15 protein-coding genes are annotated in these 19,114 nt (G+C 42.3%); 6 read left to right on the top strand and 9 right to left on the bottom strand.

Annotation, left to right across the window (positions count from 1 at the left end; all coding sequences use genetic code 11):
* Positions 1-147 precede the first annotated feature (147 nt).
* The 4 genes from rraA to I3254_RS13350 all read left to right on the top strand — a co-directional run bounded on the left by rraA (position 148) and on the right by I3254_RS13350 (position 6,928).
* Positions 148-684: a ribonuclease E activity regulator RraA gene (gene rraA / locus I3254_RS13365; RefSeq protein ID WP_238053187.1), complete on the top strand. Its 537-nt coding sequence runs from the start codon at positions 148-150 to the stop codon at positions 682-684.
* Between the two features lie 217 nt (positions 685-901).
* Positions 902-4,612 carry a transcription-repair coupling factor gene (gene mfd, locus I3254_RS13360; protein ID WP_238053186.1) on the top strand — a complete coding sequence of 1,237 codons (3,711 nt, stop codon included), beginning with the start codon at positions 902-904 and terminating at the stop codon, positions 4,610-4,612.
* Positions 4,613-4,762: 150 nt separating this feature from the next.
* Positions 4,763-5,194 carry an HIT family protein gene (locus I3254_RS13355; RefSeq protein ID WP_057759208.1) on the top strand — a complete coding sequence of 144 codons (432 nt, stop codon included), beginning with the start codon at positions 4,763-4,765 and terminating at the stop codon, positions 5,192-5,194.
* A gap of 585 nt (positions 5,195-5,779) precedes the next feature.
* Entirely contained in the window at positions 5,780-6,928 is a 1,149-nt protein-coding gene (locus I3254_RS13350; protein WP_227679287.1) for an adenylate/guanylate cyclase domain-containing protein, read from the top strand.
* A 104-nt stretch (positions 6,929-7,032) separates the two neighbouring features.
* On the opposite strand, the gene fdx is transcribed toward I3254_RS13350, so the two are convergent.
* The 8 genes from fdx to I3254_RS13310 form a co-directional block, all read right to left on the bottom strand.
* Positions 7,033-7,371: an ISC system 2Fe-2S type ferredoxin gene (gene fdx / locus I3254_RS13345; protein ID WP_101206134.1), complete on the bottom strand. Its 339-nt coding sequence runs from the start codon at positions 7,369-7,371 to the stop codon at positions 7,033-7,035.
* Positions 7,372-7,457: 86 nt separating this feature from the next.
* The gene (hscA, locus tag I3254_RS13340) at positions 7,458-9,338 is read right to left on the bottom strand and encodes a Fe-S protein assembly chaperone HscA (protein ID WP_238053185.1); all 1,881 of its coding nucleotides are present in this window, start codon (positions 9,336-9,338) and stop codon (positions 7,458-7,460) included.
* Between the two features lie 209 nt (positions 9,339-9,547).
* Positions 9,548-10,129 carry a Fe-S protein assembly co-chaperone HscB gene (gene hscB, locus I3254_RS13335; RefSeq protein ID WP_238053184.1) on the bottom strand — a complete coding sequence of 194 codons (582 nt, stop codon included), beginning with the start codon at positions 10,127-10,129 and terminating at the stop codon, positions 9,548-9,550.
* A 174-nt stretch (positions 10,130-10,303) separates the two neighbouring features.
* Positions 10,304-10,624, bottom strand: a complete 321-nt coding sequence (iscA, locus tag I3254_RS13330) for an iron-sulfur cluster assembly protein IscA (protein WP_021814983.1) — start codon at positions 10,622-10,624, stop codon at positions 10,304-10,306.
* 227 nt (positions 10,625-10,851) lie between these two features.
* Positions 10,852-11,262, bottom strand: a complete 411-nt coding sequence (gene iscU / locus I3254_RS13325) for a Fe-S cluster assembly scaffold IscU (RefSeq protein WP_057759218.1) — start codon at positions 11,260-11,262, stop codon at positions 10,852-10,854.
* A 154-nt stretch (positions 11,263-11,416) separates the two neighbouring features.
* Positions 11,417-12,643, bottom strand: a complete 1,227-nt coding sequence (locus tag I3254_RS13320) for an IscS subfamily cysteine desulfurase (RefSeq protein WP_238053183.1) — start codon at positions 12,641-12,643, stop codon at positions 11,417-11,419.
* Positions 12,640-13,149, bottom strand: a complete 510-nt coding sequence (locus I3254_RS13315) for an Rrf2 family transcriptional regulator (RefSeq protein WP_165597994.1) — start codon at positions 13,147-13,149, stop codon at positions 12,640-12,642. The genes I3254_RS13320 and I3254_RS13315 overlap by 4 nt, the downstream gene beginning before the upstream one ends.
* 395 nt (positions 13,150-13,544) lie before the next feature.
* Entirely contained in the window at positions 13,545-14,189 is a 645-nt protein-coding gene (locus tag I3254_RS13310) for a hypothetical protein (protein WP_057759224.1), read from the bottom strand.
* Positions 14,190-14,713: 524 nt separating this feature from the next.
* Here I3254_RS13310 and I3254_RS13305 point away from each other — a divergent pair.
* Positions 14,714-14,986 (top strand): HU family DNA-binding protein, encoded by a 273-nt coding sequence (locus I3254_RS13305; RefSeq protein ID WP_045445077.1) that lies wholly within the window; start codon positions 14,714-14,716, stop codon positions 14,984-14,986.
* Between the two features lie 351 nt (positions 14,987-15,337).
* Positions 15,338-17,212: a SurA N-terminal domain-containing protein gene (locus tag I3254_RS13300; protein ID WP_238053182.1), complete on the top strand. Its 1,875-nt coding sequence runs from the start codon at positions 15,338-15,340 to the stop codon at positions 17,210-17,212.
* A gap of 181 nt (positions 17,213-17,393) precedes the next feature.
* Here I3254_RS13300 and purH read toward each other — a convergent pair whose 3' ends face one another.
* Positions 17,394-18,974, bottom strand: a complete 1,581-nt coding sequence (gene purH / locus I3254_RS13295) for a bifunctional phosphoribosylaminoimidazolecarboxamide formyltransferase/IMP cyclohydrolase (protein ID WP_238053181.1) — start codon at positions 18,972-18,974, stop codon at positions 17,394-17,396.
* Between the last annotated feature and the right edge of the window lie 140 nt (positions 18,975-19,114).

Below are 19,114 nucleotides of genomic sequence, written 5' to 3'. Positions count from 1 at the left end.
GATATCGATTATTAATTGCATTGGGACAAGATTGCATTAGAACAAAAATATAAGAGTAAAAAACACAATAACTATTAACTATTATCAAAGCATCAATCAGTATTGAAACACCAGTCAGTTGAATCACTAAAACAAGGAGCAGAAGCAATGTCAGAATCGATACAAATGGATAGAGGGAATTTTGTCACTTGTGATCTATTGGATGCCAATCCTGAGTCTCAAGTATGCTTGCCAAATATCGAAGGCAAGTCATTCCGTCAGTTTGGTGCAAAAGACAAATTCTGCGGTGAAATCGTGACGGTTAAGTGCTTTGAAGACAATAGTCGTGTTAAGTCACTATTGAATAGCGATGGCAAAGATAAAGAAGGCAGTGGCAAAGTGTTGGTCGTTGATGGCGGCGGCTCTATGCGCTGTGCATTACTAGGCGATATGATTGCACAATCGGCTATCGACAACGGTTGGTCTGGAGTTATTGTATATGGCTGTGTCCGCGATGTTGATGACATGGCAGAGATGGATCTTGGGGTGATGGCGCTTGGCTGTATCCCGCGCAAATCAACTCGCCGTGATGAAGGTCAAACGGATATCGAAATTAGTTTTGGTGATCTGACGTTGAATTCGGGTATGTTCATTTATGCTGATAACAATGGCATCATCGCTAGCGATAAACCACTTATCAGCTGAAGTTTTAGGCTTGGCTTGATTAGCAAAAATGAAAACCTCAGCTGATAAGTTGGGGTTTTTTGTTATGTAATGACAGTTAAAGCGCAATAGTCATTGTCAACACTCAATCATTAATGAGTAAACTCTTAAGTGACAAACCGTTACGGCATAAGTTTTGGTAATTGCTCAAATATTCGTATAATAGCTTTCTGACTCCTTAACTTTGATCCTATTCTTTATGCCTATTACTGCTTTGACTGACGCGTTTGACCCTATTAACCAGCAGTTGTTTCCTATCCAAAATGCCGAGCGGCGTTGGCTAGCGCCTGTCCATGGTGCGGTCAGCAGTTTATGGTTGGCAAGCTTGGTGCAAACACCTATGTGGAATGTTGCCGAGCGCCTAAAAGTCGTGGTGGCACGTGACCAAAACCAACTTAATCAGATAGAGACTGAGCTAGCATTTTGCGGAGTCGATGCTTATGTGTTCCCTGATTGGGAGACACTGACTTATGATGAGCTATCTCCGCATCAAGACATCGTCAGTGAACGTATCAATCTGTTGACGGATATGCCAAAAACGGGCGTGCTACTTATTTCGATACAAGCCCTCATGCATCGCGTCGCACCGCCAAGCTGGTTGATTGGACAGCATTTTGATTTGAGTGTCGGCGATCGTTTTGATATCAATACCCAGCGAGGGCTACTGGCAAAGGCTGGTTATCGAGCGGTTGAAAATGTCTTTGAACCAGGTGAGTTTGCAGTACGTGGTAGTATTATTGATATTTTTGCCATGGGTCAGCCTTTTCCGCTACGTTTAGACTTGTTCGATGATGAAATCGAAACGATTCGCTTTTTTCATCCTCAAACGCAGCGTACATTGACTGCCGATGATTTGAAGGCGATGTTAACAGGCAATGATACCAGTATGGCAAAAGAGTCATTGTCACTACTGCACAAAATGCCAGATATCTCTAAACCTATTGACCAATTTCAAATCTTGCCCGCAAAAGAATTCCCGCTCGATGAAGGGCGTGAGACGTTCCGCACGAATTTTGCTGCAATGTTCCCTAATACCAGTAGCCGCAAGTCTGAGCTGCACAAAGACGTAATGGCAGGAATTGCAAGTAGTGGATTAGAGTATTATCAGCCGCTATTTTTTAACTTAAAAGATTGGGAGGCAGAGAGTAGCTTATTTTCCTATTTACCAAGCGATGCATTATTTATCACCGATGAATTAATCAATGAAAAACAAGCTGATTACTGGTCACAAATCCAGCGCCGCTACGAAGAGCGTCGACATGATATTGACAAGCCTATCGTAGAGCCAGCAATGCTGTATCTATTATCTAACGCGCTTAACGAGCAGTTAAACCAGTATCCAAAAGTAATATTAAGTGCTCGTGATGAACTGGCTACGATGAATGATGTGGAAGCACCAGAAAGTACAGATGCCTCACAAATACCATTGCCATCGAGTGTCACTAAACAACAAGGACTGGTGACATTAAGTGCTCAAGAGCCTCCCCAATTAGCAGTCAATCATCAAAAGTCTGAACCATTATCAGAATTGCTCGACTTCTTGGATACGCAATCGAAGACTACAACACCTGTACTAATCGTTGCAGAAACCGCAGGCCGTCGTGAGATTCTAATCGAACTGTTCAAAGGCAAGATTGATATCAAGGCGTACGATAGCTTTGAAGCATTTCTAGCTGCAGATAAAACCAGCGCTATTAATAACAGTCATCTACCGCATGTCGGTCTGACCGTAGCGCCAATTGAGCGCGGTGTCTATGTGCCTGAACGCTTGGTGTTGATTAGCGAGACACAGCTGTTCGGTCGTCAAGTCTTACAGACGCGCCGTCGTCGCCAAAGTGGGGTATCAGAAGAATTCTTAGTCAAGAGCGTCACTGAAATAACAGATGGCAGTCCAGTAGTGCATATCGAGCATGGTATCGGTCGTTATAATGGCTTGATTACCTTAGATGTGGGCGATGGTGAGCAAGAGTTTATCCATTTAAAATATTCTGATGACGCTAGTATCTACGTGCCAGTTGCCAATCTACAAATGATTAGTCGTTATAGCGGCGGCGATCCAGCCTTAGCCCCGTTACATAAGATTGGTAGTGGTAAATGGGATCGAGCCAAGCAAAAGGCGTTAGAGCAAATTCATGACGTCGCTGCTGAATTGCTCAATATGCAGGCAAGACGTGAGGCCAAAGTTGGCATTCATTTCAAGATAGACCCATCACAGTATGAGCTATTCGCCAGCCAGTTTGCCTTCGAAGAAACCGCCGACCAAGCCAATGCCATTCATGCAGTCATGGAAGACATGAGACAAAACCAGCCGATGGATCGTCTTATTTGCGGTGACGTTGGTTTTGGTAAAACAGAAGTCGCGATGCGAGCAGCGTTTATTGCCGTTAGTGCTGGCTATCAGGTTGCCGTATTGGTGCCTACTACATTGCTTGCCGGTCAGCATGAAGACAATTTCCGCGATCGTTTTGCCGATTGGCCAGTCCGTATCGAGAGCTTATCGCGCTTTGGCGGCAAAAAACATCAAGAAATGGTATTGGCTGATTTGGCTGCTGGCAAAGTAGACATCGTCATTGGTACTCATAAACTGCTACAACCGGATGTGAAATTTGCCAACCTTGGACTGATGATTGTGGATGAAGAGCATCGCTTTGGAGTACGTCATAAAGAGCGTATCAAGGCTATTCAGACAGATGTCGATAGCATGTCTATGACGGCGACTCCGATCCCTAGAACGCTAAATATGGCGCTCTCAGGTATGCGCGATATGTCGATTATCGCCACACCGCCTGCCCGTCGTCTTGCCATTAAAACTTTTGTAATGCAAAAAACAGAAGCCTTGATGAAAGAAGCCATATTGCGTGAGCTATTACGTGGTGGGCAGGTCTATCTGCTACATAATGATGTTGCCAGTATTGAGCGTATGGCAGAAACCATTCGTGACCTAGTGCCAGAAGCGCGAGTAGGGGTGGCACATGGGCAAATGCAAGAGCGTCAGCTTGAGCAGATCATGCAGCAGTTTTATCATAAAAAGTTCAACGTGTTGGTTTGCTCTACCATTATCGAGACAGGTATTGATGTGCCCAATGCTAATACGATTATCATTGAGCGTGCAGATAAGTTTGGTCTTGCGCAATTGCATCAGCTGCGTGGCCGAGTAGGACGTAGTCATCATCAAGCGTATTGTTACTTACTAGTGCCTTCCCTTAAAGGCCTCAAAGGCGATGCCAAGCGCCGTTTGCATGCGATTGAACGCGCCAATACGTTAGGTGCAGGTTTTATGCTAGCAAGTGAAGATTTAGAGATTCGCGGAGCAGGTGAGATATTGGGTAAGCAGCAAAGTGGTAATATGCAGGCGATTGGTTTTAGCTTATATATGGATATGCTTGAGCGTGCGACTAAAGCCATTAAAGCTGGCAAGGAGCCTGATTTAAATACACCATTGTCGTTGACCAGTGAGATTAATCTACATAGCTCAGCCCTCATTCCAGAGGAGTATCTACATGACGTGCATCAGCGCTTATTGTTTTACAAACGTATTAGCAATACCGATGATAAAGAGGCATTAACGGATATTCGCACGGAAATGATAGACCGCTTTGGAGCACTGCCAGATCAAACCAAGCAGCTATTCGCCATTCATGGATTACGTTTACAAGCAGAGCCACTTAAAATCAATAAAATCGATGCCAACAGTAGTAGTATGACGCTGGAATTTGCGCCAGATACTCCAGTTGATGCGTTAGCGATTATTAAATTGATCCAATCAAATGGTCAGCATTATCGTATGAATGGCGCATCTGGTATCCGTTATCAAAATAGCGATAAACTGGCCACACCGCAACAGCGTGTGACGGTCATACAAGAGCTGCTGCGCTATTTTAGCGAGCACATGGTGACAGAGCCTGCTTAGTACATAGCTGGATATCAAGTAGGCTAGGTAGTCATACTAAGGCAATAAATTATGATGCTATTTTATCAACCCGATAACTGATAAAATAGCCAAACTAACTTTTTAACTTTCTGTATTTTATTTGCATTAAACAACAAGAGAACCGTCATTATGTTCCAACTTCATCATAAACTTGCTGCTGATAGTTTTTTAGTGGGGGATTTTCCATTATCCACTTGTCGTTTAATCAATGACTGCCAATTTCCTTGGCTTATATTAGTGCCACGTGTATCCGGTATCAAAGAGTTATATGAACTGTCTGAGGCAGACCAAACGCAGTTCTTACGAGAGTCCAGCTGGTTATCGAGCCAGTTAGCCAAAACCTTTCAAGCCGATAAAATGAATGTGGCCGCTCTTGGTAATCAAGTGCCACAGCTTCACTTTCATCATATTGTCCGTTATCAAAATGATATGCAGTGGCCAAACCCAGTATGGGGTGTGCCAGCTGTGCCATATACTAAAGAAGTATTGGCGCAAATGCAGCAAACATTAATGATGGCATTACGTGGTCATCACCAAATGCCGTTTGACTGGCAAATGTAATAATCAATCTATCCTGCATTTAATAAGAATAGCTTGAACCTTAATTTTATATGTAAAAAGAGAGGCCAGATACTTAAATGTATCTGGCCTCTCTTTTTATTTAAATTTGGATAAAAACTGTAAAATAGCGAACAAACTAGACAAAAGGTCGTCTTTTAGTCATCAGTAACCTTGTTTTACCTTATTTGGAAAGTATAATATATTATTAGATATATCTTATGATAAATTGTCATAAGGGCAAATAATGCAAATGTGCTAGTGTAATGTATTCTTGTCTCTCATATCGCTCGAAACATTCAAGTGAACTTCTATATGTTCTTTTCAGAGACACTAAAATCAAGGTCGCCGCTGAAAGATGCTGGAGTTTGTCGTTTCGATTATCCAGAAGTCTTCGTTTTAATAATGACGGTTGTTTTGCGTGCTATATATTACGACTTCCGTTCTATCTCAATGGCATTATTGGTTATTATTACATTGCCAAGTCTCCTGATCCTGATATATAACTACCGACGTCAGACCAGCTTTTGGACGTCTAATATAGTTATTATTCTATTATCGGTTGTCATTGGCTCCCTACAGTTTTGTATGATCATATCAATCAGCTTGGCTGTTTTGATTGGTATACGTATCATTCTTAGCCGGCCTGAGAACCAGCTCAAATTGCTTACAGTGGCACTGATAACGGCTATTGTTTTTTATTACGTGGGTACCATTCTAAGTAATGATGAATTGGACTGCGGTGACAGTTGGCTACCACCTACGGTGCTGGTAGCTAGTATGATTGTTGTCCTATGTCAGTTTCGACGTATGTATCAAGAATACATTGGTTATAAGACTTCTGCCCGCAAGGCAGGGGGACGTTTAAATACGATGGTATCAGTGATCAATAAACTGACTCGATTTGTGCCACCACAGATTTGGGAGCCTATTGTCAAATCGGATAGCCCTGTTAGTGTCTCTAATAAACGTGCAAAAATAACTATTATGTTTTCAGATATCGTTGGCTTTACCGAGCTTTCTGACAGTCTAAGTTCTGATAATTTGGCAGATATTCTCAATACTTATATGCATTGCATGACGTCGATCGCTGATAAGCATGGTGCAGTGCTTGATAAGTTCATTGGTGATGGCATTGTATGTTTCTTTGGTGAACCGAATAGTCGCGGCTCGCGTCAAGATGCACTAGATTGTGTGGCGATGGCAATTGATATGCGCCGAGAAATGCGCACCTTACGCCAAAAATGGCGGCTGATGGGGTTTGAAGGCTTATATATACGTGTTGGTATCACCACTGGCTACTGTCACGTTGGTAATTTTGGTAGTAATAGTCGATTAAGCTATACCATCATTGGTAAAGAAGCCAACCTAGCTTCTAGGCTTGAGTCCTGTGCGGGCAAAGATCAGATATTGGTCAGTGAAAGCACTTACGATTATATTTGCCATAATTATGAATGCGAACACGTTGCCGCATTTTGCTTGAAAGGTATTGATGAAAAGATCGATGCATGGCAAGTACTTGACCCTAGTGCCAGTACAGGTCATTTATCTAAATGGGTCGACCACACATTACCTGGTTTCAATTTGCATTTGAATTTTAAAGATATGAAAGACAATGATTATCAAGATATTAGAGCTCGTTTAAATTTTGCGCTGGAACGCATAGAGCAAGAGGAAGAAAAAGTAGTAAAGGACATAGCAGCAGAAAGTAAGCGTGAGAATGCCAATCGCAAGTAAGCGTTAAGTATTTCAAGCTTAATATATTAAAATTATATATAGAAAAAGGCCAACTATCATATAGCTGGCCTTTTTTAATCTTAACTAGAAAGTATCTTCAATGTTTAATGATTTTCTTTAGCGTGATTGAGGGTATATTTAGGGACCTCGATGGTCAAGTCTTCATCATCAAGCATGACCTGACAAGATAAACGTGAGTCAGGCTCTAAGCCCCAAGCACGATCAAGTAGATCCGCTTCGATATCATCCATCTCATCCAAACTGTTGAAACCTTTACGTACTACAACATGACATGTGGTACAAGCTTTTGACATCTCACAGGCATGCTCGATTTTAATACCTTTTTCTAACAGTGCTTTGCATAAGTTTTCACCAGCTTGTAGCTCAACTTCTGCGCCTTCAGGGCAAATTTCGTGATGGGGTAGTACGGTAACTTTTGGCATAAATTATCTGTCCGATGCTAATCAATTTAAAAAATATTAGAAGTTAGCTTAACGTATCAGTTAAGCGATATATGTCGATGTATTTATTACCAGTCTTTGGCACTAGTACCGGCCATGCTGGTCTTGACGCTCTGATTCATAATACGTGCAGCAAAGGCATCACTATGCGGCTTGAGCTGAGCTTGTTGTGCTTCAATAAGCGCTAAGTCATCAGTGCTAAGAGAGTTACGTAGCGCTTGTATATGCTCTGCTAGTGACTGTTGTTCTTCAGTAGAAAGCAACGCCGAAAATTCGTTAAGTGCCGACTCTAGGGCAAGTACTTCACGTTCCGCTTCTACTTTGGTCTCAATTAAAGAACGCGCGTTTTTGTCTTCTTCAGCGTGTTTGAACCCTGCAATGAGCAACTGTTCTTTTTGCTCATCTGATAGACCATAAGAAGGCACAATCTCAATTTTGCTTTCTGTTTTGGTCGTAGTTTCTTGTGCACTGACAGTAAGCTGACCGTTGGCATCGATACTAAAGGTAACTTCGATACGAGCAAACCCAGCTTTCATTGGCGGGATGCCATACAGCTCAAAACGTCCAAGTGAGCGACAGTTTTCTACCGTTTCACGCTCACCTTGCACCACGTGTATCACCATGCCTGTTTGACCGTCTTGATACGTGGTAAACACTTGACGTTTCTTCACAGGGATAGGCGTGTTGCGTGGGATGAGTACTTCAACCAAACCGCCCATGGTCTCAAGACCTAATGATAATGGCGTCACATCCAATAATAATAAATTGTTGTCACTATCACCATTCACCAATTGATGAGCAGTTTGGGCAGCGCCCAAGGCAACAACCTCATCTGGATTCAGACGACAAAGTGGCTGCTTAGCAAAAAACTCAGTCACGACTTGCTGTACGGCAGGCATACGAGTCGAGCCGCCCACTAAAATAACTTCATCTAGATCTGTAGTAGACAGCTTGGCATCGCGTAGGACTTGTTCGCACACGCTTAGGGTACGGCGGCTAACAGGCTCTACGATAGTTAGCACGTCTGTACGGCTTAATACGCCTTGATAAGACTGACCATTGACAACCACATTGATGTCCACTTGCTCAGCATCAGTCAATGCTTGTTTATAAGCTTTTGCTTGTTGAGCTAGTATTGATTTGTCGTGCAGGCTTACGTCTTTTGGATCGATATTTAATTGTTTAATAATCCAATTGGTAATAAGACGATCGATATCATCGCCGCCTAGTGCGCTATTACCACCAGTTGCCAACACTTCAAAGACACCGTCGGTAAGCTTTAAGATAGAAACGTCAAAAGTACCACCGCCCAAATCATAGATTAAGTAATAGCTCTCTTTTTTACTGTCTTCTGATGATTGGTCAAGCCCGTAAGCGACCGCAGCGGCCGTTGGTTCATTCAACAAGCGAAGTACGTTGATACCCGCTGCTTGTGCAGCATCTTTGGTTGCTTGACGCTGTGCTTCATCAAAATAAGCGGGAACTGTAATCACAGCACCCTCGATGCTATCTGCAGGTAAGGCACTTGCTGCACGTTGCTCAAGAGCGGCTAAGATACGCGCTGATACTGCAACAGGAGACACCTCACCTTGAGCCGTTACAAAAGCTGGCATATCATCTTTATTACCAGACAGCTCATAAGGATGAGAGAATTTGATATCAGCTTGACTACGACCCATAAAACGCTTAGCCGAGACGATCGTATTTTTTGGATCATCCGCTAAATGCGCTAGGGCGTCATAGCCAACCAATGGCATACCAGTAGCTGGATAATAGACAACAGACGGTAATAATGTATCTGTCGCTGCGCCTGCCTCTAAGACTTGTGCCTTACCTGAACGCACCACAGCAATCAACGAGCGTGTAGTACCGAGGTCGATGCCCAAGCCAAATTTATGTTGGTGAGGTTGAGCGCTTTGATTGGGTTCAGCAATTTGCATTAAAGACATAAGAATAACTCAGAGATAAAATGAATAAGTGAAATGGAGCAAATATAGCATATGCAGTAAGAGAGTCTAACGTCGGTAATCTCATTCTATGGAATACGGATTCTGACAGTTTGATGCGCTTAGAATCAAAGATTATACGGTATCACGGTCACTATTTTAACCAAATATATAGAATTTAGCTTGTTAGTGAGAGCCATAACCACAAATGTTTAGACGTATAAGTCATCGTCATCTGAATGTGATGAATTTGCAACATCATCAAGCCCAGTCGTCACATCAGCATTTAGCTTAACTAAAAATTTCAGTTTCTGTGTCGCATCAATCGCTGTTTGCCAATCTTGATTTTGATAAGCATCATTAAAGCGCTCAGATTGATTTGTTAGACGCTCTGTAATTTGAGGGTGTAATTGCTGCAAGGCTACAAGATCTTTGTCTTCGATAGCATCATCTAGATCCATACGCATCTGCATCGCATCTTCCAAAAATTCTAAATCTGCGATTGAGTGCTCTATGTTTTGTGCTTGATCTGCCATGTCTAATAAATAACCAGCACGGCTATCAGGAGCGCTTAGCGTTTGATACGCTTGATTGATTAAAGCCGATGCTTTTTCAGACTGCAATTGTGCTTGAACTATATCGATCTGATTTTTGGCAATATTATCAGGATGATAGCGTTTTTGCAGCAAGCGCAAACGTTGTTCTAGACTGTTTTGATTGATTTCAAATTGTACAGGCTGCTCAAATAGGGCAAAGAAGTTATCAAACTGTGGTTCTGAAGTAATATCTGTCATAATCTGATGCCTTGCTTTTTTATTTATTTTTGAAGTCATGACCTAGCTAAGAATACTGAATCGCTTGGCTACCTAAGTAAATTAGCCATTTTTCATAGCGATAGCAGAGATACTGCACTGCTCTTATGAAAGCTTGCTGAAGCATAAATCTATCAGTTTTTAGCCATTGAACAATTAAACTGTGAAAGACTCACCGCAACCACATTCACCTTTTTGGTTAGGATTGGTAAATTTAAAGCCTTCGTTTAAACCTTCTTTTTCGTAATCCATCAACAAGCCGTCTAAATATACGAGGCTTTTAGGATCAATAAAGATGCTAACGCCGCGACTTTCATAACGCGTGTCGTTTTCATCAGGGGTATCTACAAACTCTAAAACGTAAGCCAAGCCCGAGCAACCCGCTGTACGGATACCAACTCGAATGCCTTCGCCTTTGCCGCGATTGTCCAAAAAGTCTCGAACATGCTGAGCGGCGCGTTCTGTCATTTCAATCATGCCAACTCCCATTGACTATTAATCATAAATATCAATAAAAAAATCTAGATAAACTGACAACCAGAATTACAAGATTGCCAAAAGTGTAGGCTTACGACTATTAGAAAACAAAAGGTGACAATTACATAAGTGTCATTGTCACCTCTTTAGCGTCAGTAGCGATTACACATTGCTACTTTAGCGTTGCTAGTACAACGTAGCGCATACGCTAGCAGGTTTAGCCTAGCTTAGATCGCAGCTTCTTCTGCTGGAGCGGCTACGCCATGCTTACCTTTATAGTCGCTAATAGCGGCTTTAATAGCGTCTTCTGCAAGTACAGAGCAATGCACTTTTACTGGTGGTAATGCTAGCTCTTGAGCGATATCATTGTTTTTGATTTCGCCAGCTTGATCCAAGCTTTTGCCTTTTAGCCACTCAGTAACAAGCGAGCTTGAAGCAATCGCTGAACCGCAGCCATAAGTCTTGAAACGTGCATCTTCGATAATACCATTATCGTCGACTTGGATTTGTAGACGCATTACATCGCCACATGCTGGGGCACCGACCATACCGGTACCAACGTTTTTGGCGTTTTTATCAAGATTACCAACGTTGCGTGGGTTTTCGTAATGATCAATAACTTGGTCACTATAGGCCATGGGGTTTTCTCCTAGTTAGATGATGAGTAGTTGTTTATCAACTTTAAGTGTCTAACTACTCATCGATAATTGGGGTCAAACGCTTAATTTAATTGTCTGATCAATTGTTTAATAAATATATATTGCTAGCTATACTAAAAAGCTATATTAAAAATTAATGCTCAGCCCACTCAACTGAGTTTAGATCAACACCTTCTTGATACATATCCCAAAGTGGTGATAGGGCACGTAGTTTATCAACAGCTTCATGCATCTGTTTGATAACAGTATCGATGTCTTCGTCAGTGGTATAACGGCCGAAGCTGAAGCGGATTGAGCTATGTGCCAATTCATCTGGGCGACCAATAGCACGTAGTACATACGATGGCTCAAGCGTCGCTGACGTACAGGCTGAACCTGATGATACAGCTAAGTCCTTAAGTGACATCATCAATGACTCGCCTTCAACGAAGTTAAAGCTAATGTTTACAATGTTTGGTACGCTATTCTCAAGATCACCGTTTAAGTAAATCTCTTCGATATCTTGTAGGCCATCCCAAAGCTTTTGACGTAGTTTGGCTGCATGTGCATGATCGGCTTCATAGCTTTCATTAGCTAAAGCAAATGCTGCGCCTAGACCAACGATCTGATGCGTTGGTAGTGTACCTGAACGCATACCGCGCTCATGACCACCGCCATGTTGCTCAGCTTTCAAGCGAATACGTGGCTTACGACGAACAAACAATGCGCCGATACCTTTAGGGCCGTATGCTTTATGACCTGAAAAGCTCATCAAATCAATTTTCATTTCTTCAAGATTGATTTTTACTTTACCAACAGACTGTGCGCCATCAACATGGAAAACTACGCCAGCTTCGCGAGTGATTTCACCAATCGCTGCAACATCAGTAATAGTACCAAGCTCATTGTTCACCATCATAAGTGATACTAAAATCGTATCATCACGTAGTGCTGCTTTTACTTGCTCTGGCAGGATAAGACCTGTGCTTGGCTGTGGCTCAAGATACGTAATCTCAAAACCTTCTTGCTCGAGCTCACGGCAAGTATCTAATACAGCTTTGTGCTCAATTTTACTGGTAATGATATGTTTGCCACGAGACTGATAAAAATGTGCTGCACCCTTAATAGCTAGGTTATCAGACTCAGTCGCACCAGAAGTAAAGACGATTTCGCGTGGATCAGCGTTGATAACTTCAGCAACTTGACCGCGAGCAGTTTCTACTGCTTCTTCCGCTTGCCAGCCGTAACCATGTGAACGTGAAGCTGGGTTACCAAAGACACCATCTACAGTCAAATACTCGCTCATTTTAGCAGCTACTGATTTAGCAACTGGGGTAGTGGCGGCATAATCTAAGTATATAAGGTTGTTATGTTGGCTCATGCTGGGTTTGCCTCGCTGTTCGATAGAGTAATAGTATTAATGTCTTTTATGGAAATATCTTTTGTAGAGATGTGCTGACGCTCTGAGACTGACTGCACGTTTTCCATATCTAATAATTGCGCTAATGTTATATTTTTCAAGTACTGTTCGATATGATTCGACAGTGCACACCACAGATCGTGAGTTAGGCACATTGTACCACCTTGACAGTCACCGCGTCCTTCACACTGCATCGCGTTTACTGACTCATCAACCGCAGATATGATGCTCATCACATCTATCTCATTCAATGGTTTAGCTAGGTGGTAACCACCTGCAGCACCGCGAATACTCGTGACAAGGCCGCGTTTACGAAGTTTAGAAAATAACTGTTCAAGATACGATATTGAAATCGATTGTCGTTTGGCGATATCGGATAATGATACAGCACTGTCTTGTTGGCTGGTCTGTAATGCCAAATCTAATAATGCGGTAACAGCGTATCTGCCCCGAGTAGTCAAACGCATGTGTTATCTCCAAACTTAATGTCATTTATGTTTAACAACGATCTTAGCTAAAAGTTTTAATAAGTACTCATAAGATAAAAAGAGCAACCAATCATACGTCAGCTAAGTTTTGTCTTATCGTTATTGAACAACAGATGATTAACCCGATGTGTGCAACGATTAAGGTAATTATACTTAATCCCGAGTAATTTAGTCAAGATTAAAGTGTGGTTCAATGGTTAATCAAGCTTATTGCTGTAATTGATAAAAACAATGATGTTTAGAAGAGATATATGAGTGAGACATAAGTAGCTTAATTCGTCTGCTACAAATATATTTAATGAAGTAAAAAATAAGCGTTCAATATCTATAGAAGACATTGAACGCTTATTTATAAGTAATTCAGCGAACCAAAACTAATTCATCGATAGTGCGACGATTGAACCGATCATAATGACAAGCGCAACAACAGTGACAATCATCAACGTTTTTTGCTTGCTCTGAAGCTCTCTCACGGTTGTTTCAAGTTCACGGTTTTTAATGGTCAAGGTATTAATCTGTGTTTGCTGCTCTTTAATACGCAGTTTGTAGTTGTTCTTTTTTTCTTCCAAATCAGCTTCTGTAGGTTTGGTTTTAGTCTTGCCACCCTTTATCTTTTTGATCAGACCTTGGATCAAGCTACCAAGCCCAAGTTGCATAATAAATTGTTTGACCAGTTGTACTTGAATCGACTCACCGCGCATCTGTAGCTTTTCAGTGGTTTCGCTATCATGAGTCGTGATGGCGTTGATAACTTGAATGCTATAGGCATTGATAACCACGTCGGGCTCACTACGACCAATCGGCAGCTGGGCATCTAGTAACACGCCTTTGGTACTAAAGGTGGCAAATACTTCTACATGCGGTAAGTACAGGCGAAGTGCTACTACAGTGCCTTGCTTGGCAAGCGGATAAGCGGCCTTACGCAATTCAGGATCCAAACGTAACAATAATGTCAGCGCCGACTCGATAAATACTAAAATGATATTAAGAAAAGAGTGAGACAACGTAGAGCGCTTCATGTAAGTAATCCGTTTTTTATTTAGCAAGTTTTAGATATTGAGCAAACAGAAGTCTGTATTTTCCCAAGACTTGCAGTGATATTTTGCTTATAGTAACGTCTTTATAATAAAAAGTAACGCTAGTTTCTGTAGTGGCTAAACTATTACATTACAATTTAGCAGTCAATAAAGACACTATTATTTATGACCAGTAATATACAAACTTAATGTATATCAATGCACAGACAGCAATTGACAAATCTGTCAAAGCGTAGAAAATAGGAAAGCCAATCGTCTCAGTTATGCAGAGCCACTTATATATAAACTCCTAACGCTTTGCGTAACATTAGGTGTCAAATACGTAGTGTAGAGCACAAAAATATGTAAAATCGCTTGCGCTCCTTATGCTGCCTTGATATAAAGACGATAACAAAGAAGAACCTGTTAATGCGCCAGTTAGGTAGTTTTTATTGCGTAAGCACCATGAGAGCGTTACAATACTTGGCGTGAGCATTTATTACCCCCTTAAACTTGAAGGAAATTTTATGAATAAGTCAGAATTAATTGATAGCATCGCAGACAAAAGTGGTCTAAATAAAACCCAAGCTGGTGATGCACTAAACGCTGTTATGGAAAGTGTTGGCGAAGCACTAGAAGCTGGCGATAGCATCTCATTAGTTGGCTTTGGTACTTTCAGTGTAAAAGATCGCAAAGCACGCACTGGTCGCAACCCTAAGACTGGCGAAGAGCTAAGCATTCCAGCAAGCAAAGTACCAAGCTTCAAAGCTGGTAAAAACTTAAAAGAGCGCTTGAACTAAGCCGATTTTTTAAGCATAAAATGATAGTCGATGGTCTATAGCTGAAGTAATGAGCTAGCCATCGAAGAGAGCACCTAATATTTAGGTGCTTTTTTTATCGCTATAGTTTGTATCATGCGTTGTGAATATTTTGAGTCTGCATGAAAAATCACGTATCATAGGGCGCGCGATAGGTGTGTCATTTAAGTCAGATTTCTTTAGTAAATTTCGTTTTTTACTATAAAATGCATACGCTCTTACTCTTACCATTGCGAGCTTAGATAGCACTGATATTGACAGGTTGCACTTAACAGCTCCTAACAGTATTACAATGGTTTTTCATCAATATAGGTTAATAAAGCAGAGATAACTATGGATAAATTGCGCGATTTCTTAAAAAGCTGGCCAGGTCGCATTTTATTGATTTTATGCCTATCGCCGCTCGCTCTCTTGGGTGTCGAAAGCTATTTTGGCGGCAACGTCGATCCCAACCAGATTGCGCAGGTAGGTGAGGCAAGCGTAGGACTGTCCGAGTATCAAACTGCTGTCAATAGCCGTCGTTCTGAAGTGCTAGAGCAAGTCGAAGATGCTAGCTTGTTGAATGAAGATGTGCTTCATGAGCAAGTATTAAAAGGTCTAATCGACCGTACGTTGTTAGAGCAGCAAGCAGGTAAGCTTGGTATGACAGTGTCTGACGACACGATCAATCGTCTGCTGCGTCAAGAAGAAATATTCCAAGATGCAGAGGGTAACTTTTCAAACGATCAGTTCTCAAACTTCTTGCGTCAGCGCGGCATGACCAAAAACCAGCTATTTGCAGAATTTCGCAATCAGTTAAGCTTGGATCAACTAAATGCCAGTATCGTTGGTACGGCCGTTTATCCTATGCAAGCGGTCAGTCAATTGATTGACTTGCAACTTGAGTCGCGCAACGTTTGGGTACACCGCTTTAATTGGCAAGACTATGCTGACAAAGTTAAGCTTAGTAAAGCAGACATTCAATCATATTATGATGCTAACAAAGACACATTGAAAAGTGCAGCGATGGTTGACTTGGCTTATATTCAGCTTAGCCCGCAAACTATTAAGGTTGATGAGGTAACGGCAGAAGAGTTGCAGCAGCAGTATGAAGCATATAAGCAGAGCATTTCGGCTACTGATGAGCGTAAAGTCAGTCAGATACTGTTTACTGGTAAAGATGCTAAGACACGAGCCGATAAGGTCAAAGCACGTCTGAATAAAGGTGAAGCGTTTGCTGCGCTTGCTAAAGCAGAGTCGGACGATCCATCAGGTGAAACAGGTGGTGATATCGGACGCTTTAATCCGTCAGTGTTTGGCAGTGATGCAGATACTGTACAAGAGGCACTAGAAGGGTTGAGCGTTGGTGATGTGACTGCGCCTATCAAGACTAGCTTTGGTTATCAGATATTTACGGTTACTGAAGACAATGGCAAAAAAATTCCAAGCCTAGACAGTATGCGTGATGAGCTGACTGCGAAAGCAAAAGAGTATAAACGTCAGGAAATCTATGCTGATAAAGTAACGTCAATCAATGATTTGGCGGCAGATGGCTTCAGTATCGAAGATATCGCACAGCAAGAAAACGTCAGCCTCAAGCGTATCAAAGATTATCGTAAAGTGAACAACAAATCAGCACTGCCGCAACCAGTAGTGGTTAAACAGGCATTTGATGAGTTTACTATTCAAGATCAAGCGGTAACGGCAGGCGTAGAAGTTGGCAACGGTACCGTATGGTTACAGCCAAGCAATTATCGTCCTACTAAGACGCTTGCTTTGGCAAATGCAACTCCAAGAATCACTCAAATACTCCGTCAGCAGAAAGCGACAGCATTAGCTTTAAAAGATGCTAAAGCATTGGCTGCTGGTATCAAGACGCCAGCTGATATCAGTAAGCAGTCGGTAAGCTTCCAATCACTGGGTGAGATTAACCGTCAAACGACGCAGCTAACAGACAAAGAGCGTGGATTGGCATTTAGCCAGCAAGCCGCTGATAACGGTGTTGTCGCGATCGCTAGTGAGACTGAGATGGGTGCAACGCTACTGGTTGGAGACCGTATTAAAACTGAGCAGCAGTCGCCACTGTCTGATATGCAAAGAGCGCAAACAGCCAGTATTATCCGTGACAATTTAGGCCAAGACCAGTTGCAAGACTATTTGGACTATCTACGTATGGTGTATACGGTTGAGATTAATGAAAGCAACATGGCAAACGCACAAGGACGCTAAGTATTTGCTAGTTTATTATTCTTAGCTATTAAAAAAGCCACTGTATCGATTGATGCAGTGGCTTTTTTTTGGGTGATGCTTTAACGATAATTATCACGAATACTATAGAAGCTGAAAATTAGTCGCAGTAATAAATACAATTGCTACGACTAATCCTAGTCTTAAACTAATAGGTGATTGTTTAATGGCGGAAATGGCGCATGCCAGTAAATACCATCGCGATACCATGCTCATTAGCAGCAGCAATGATCTCGTCATCACGCATAGAGCCACCTGGCTGAATGATAGCAGAGATACCTACTTCAGCAGCATTGTCGATGCCATCACGGAAAGGGAAGAACGCATCTGATGCCATAACAGCACCTTCAGTTGCTAGTCCAGCATGTTCTGCTTTGATAGCAGCAATACGTGCTGAGTTAACGCGGCTCATTTGGCCTGCGCCAACACCGATAGTACGTTGGCCTTTTGCGTAGACAATGGCATTAGATTTGACGTATTTTGCCACGTTCCAGCTGAACAGTAGATCTGCCACTTGCGCTTCAGTTGGTTGTACATCAGTGACGATTTTTAGGTCGTTAGCAGTGATTAAGCCTAGATCTTGCTCTTGTACCAGTAGGCCACCGTTGACACGCTTATAGTCAAGTTGGATATCGCGCTGATCTGGTGCTGGTAGCTCGCCGCATACCAAGACACGTACGTTTTTCTTAGTAGCTGTCGCTTCAAGCACACCGTCTTCGATACTAGGTGCAATGATTACTTCTACGAACTGATTGTCGATAATGGCTTTTGCCGCAGCAAGCGTCAACGGACGGTTGAATGCGATGATACCACCAAAAGACGATTCAGGATCGGTGCTAAAAGCAGTACGATAAGCCGCTACTTGGTCATTATCAACCGCGACACCGCAAGGGTTGGCATGCTTAACGATAACGCAAGCAGGCGCGCTGAAAGCTTTAACGCACTCAAGCGCAGCATCGGTATCAGCGATGTTGTTATAAGACAATGCTTTGCCTTGTAACTGCTTAGCCGTTGCGATTGAAGCTTGTTTGCTTTTTAAAGGCTGGTTTTCAGTATAGAAAGCCGCGTTTTGATGCGGGTTTTCGCCATAGCGTAGGTCTTGTGCTTTTTCAAGCTGCACATTAAATGTACGAGGGAAGTTTTCTGGTTCTTGAGTTTCGTTGACACGGCTACCTAAGAAGTTTGCAATCATACCGTCGTACTGTGCCGTATGCTCAAACGCCTTTACTGCCAAATCATAACGTAAAGCAGTCGTCAGTTCAGTGCTACCATCTAAGGCGTTAAGTACACGGTCATAATCAGCTGGATCAGTGACGATACCCACATGAGCGTGGTTTTTCGCCGCTGAACGTACCATGGTAGGGCCACCAATATCGATGTTTTCGATAGCATCGTTCATAGTCACGTCAGCACGTGCAATCGTCTCAGCAAACGGATATAAGTTCACGACGACTAAGTCGATACGTTCGATTGCATGATCACTCATAACTGCATCATCTGTACCACGGCGTCCTAGAATGCCACCGTGAATCTTAGGATGCAGCGTTTTAACACGACCATCCATCATTTCAGGAAAGCCTGTGTAATCTGATACTTCAGTCACGTCGACATTGTTTTCTGTGAGCAGACGATAAGTACCGCCAGTAGATAATAAACCAAAACCTGCTTTGAGAAGGCCTTGAGCAAACTCGACGATATTAGACTTATCGGAGACCGATAATAGGGCAAGTGGGGTTGTACTCATAAGAAATTTTCCATAAAAAAAGCCTGACGTAAACGTCTGGCAAGGTGATGATGACAACGGTATGCCGTATCATGATAGATAAAGCGAGAAACATTTGATTGCCATACATAATGATAGTCAATGATGATGGGTAAGCTCAT

It is taken from the genome of Psychrobacter sp. Ps2 (assembly GCF_022129405.1).
Lineage (GTDB): Bacteria > Pseudomonadota > Gammaproteobacteria > Pseudomonadales > Moraxellaceae > Psychrobacter.
This window is presented reverse-complemented; position numbering and strand designations above follow the sequence as displayed.

What these genes read in the sequence shown, in the direction of transcription:
- rraA (WP_238053187.1), top strand. Translation starts at nt 148, where the DNA reads ATGTCAGAATCGATACAAATGGATAGAGGGAATTTTGTCACTTGTGAT.
- mfd (WP_238053186.1), top strand. Translation starts at nt 902, where the DNA reads ATGCCTATTACTGCTTTGACTGACGCGTTTGACCCTATTAACCAGCAG.
- I3254_RS13355 (WP_057759208.1), top strand. Translation starts at nt 4,763, where the DNA reads ATGTTCCAACTTCATCATAAACTTGCTGCTGATAGTTTTTTAGTGGGG.
- I3254_RS13350 (WP_227679287.1), top strand. Translation starts at nt 5,780, where the DNA reads ATGATCATATCAATCAGCTTGGCTGTTTTGATTGGTATACGTATCATT.
- fdx (WP_101206134.1), bottom strand. Translation starts at nt 7,371, where the DNA reads ATGCCAAAAGTTACCGTACTACCCCATCACGAAATTTGCCCTGAAGGC.
- hscA (WP_238053185.1), bottom strand. Translation starts at nt 9,338, where the DNA reads ATGTCTTTAATGCAAATTGCTGAACCCAATCAAAGCGCTCAACCTCAC.
- hscB (WP_238053184.1), bottom strand. Translation starts at nt 10,129, where the DNA reads ATGACAGATATTACTTCAGAACCACAGTTTGATAACTTCTTTGCCCTA.
- iscA (WP_021814983.1), bottom strand. Translation starts at nt 10,624, where the DNA reads ATGATTGAAATGACAGAACGCGCCGCTCAGCATGTTCGAGACTTTTTG.
- iscU (WP_057759218.1), bottom strand. Translation starts at nt 11,262, where the DNA reads ATGGCCTATAGTGACCAAGTTATTGATCATTACGAAAACCCACGCAAC.
- I3254_RS13320 (WP_238053183.1), bottom strand. Translation starts at nt 12,643, where the DNA reads ATGAGCCAACATAACAACCTTATATACTTAGATTATGCCGCCACTACC.
- I3254_RS13315 (WP_165597994.1), bottom strand. Translation starts at nt 13,149, where the DNA reads ATGCGTTTGACTACTCGGGGCAGATACGCTGTTACCGCATTATTAGAT.
- I3254_RS13310 (WP_057759224.1), bottom strand. Translation starts at nt 14,189, where the DNA reads ATGAAGCGCTCTACGTTGTCTCACTCTTTTCTTAATATCATTTTAGTA.
- I3254_RS13305 (WP_045445077.1), top strand. Translation starts at nt 14,714, where the DNA reads ATGAATAAGTCAGAATTAATTGATAGCATCGCAGACAAAAGTGGTCTA.
- I3254_RS13300 (WP_238053182.1), top strand. Translation starts at nt 15,338, where the DNA reads ATGGATAAATTGCGCGATTTCTTAAAAAGCTGGCCAGGTCGCATTTTA.
- purH (WP_238053181.1), bottom strand. Translation starts at nt 18,974, where the DNA reads ATGAGTACAACCCCACTTGCCCTATTATCGGTCTCCGATAAGTCTAAT.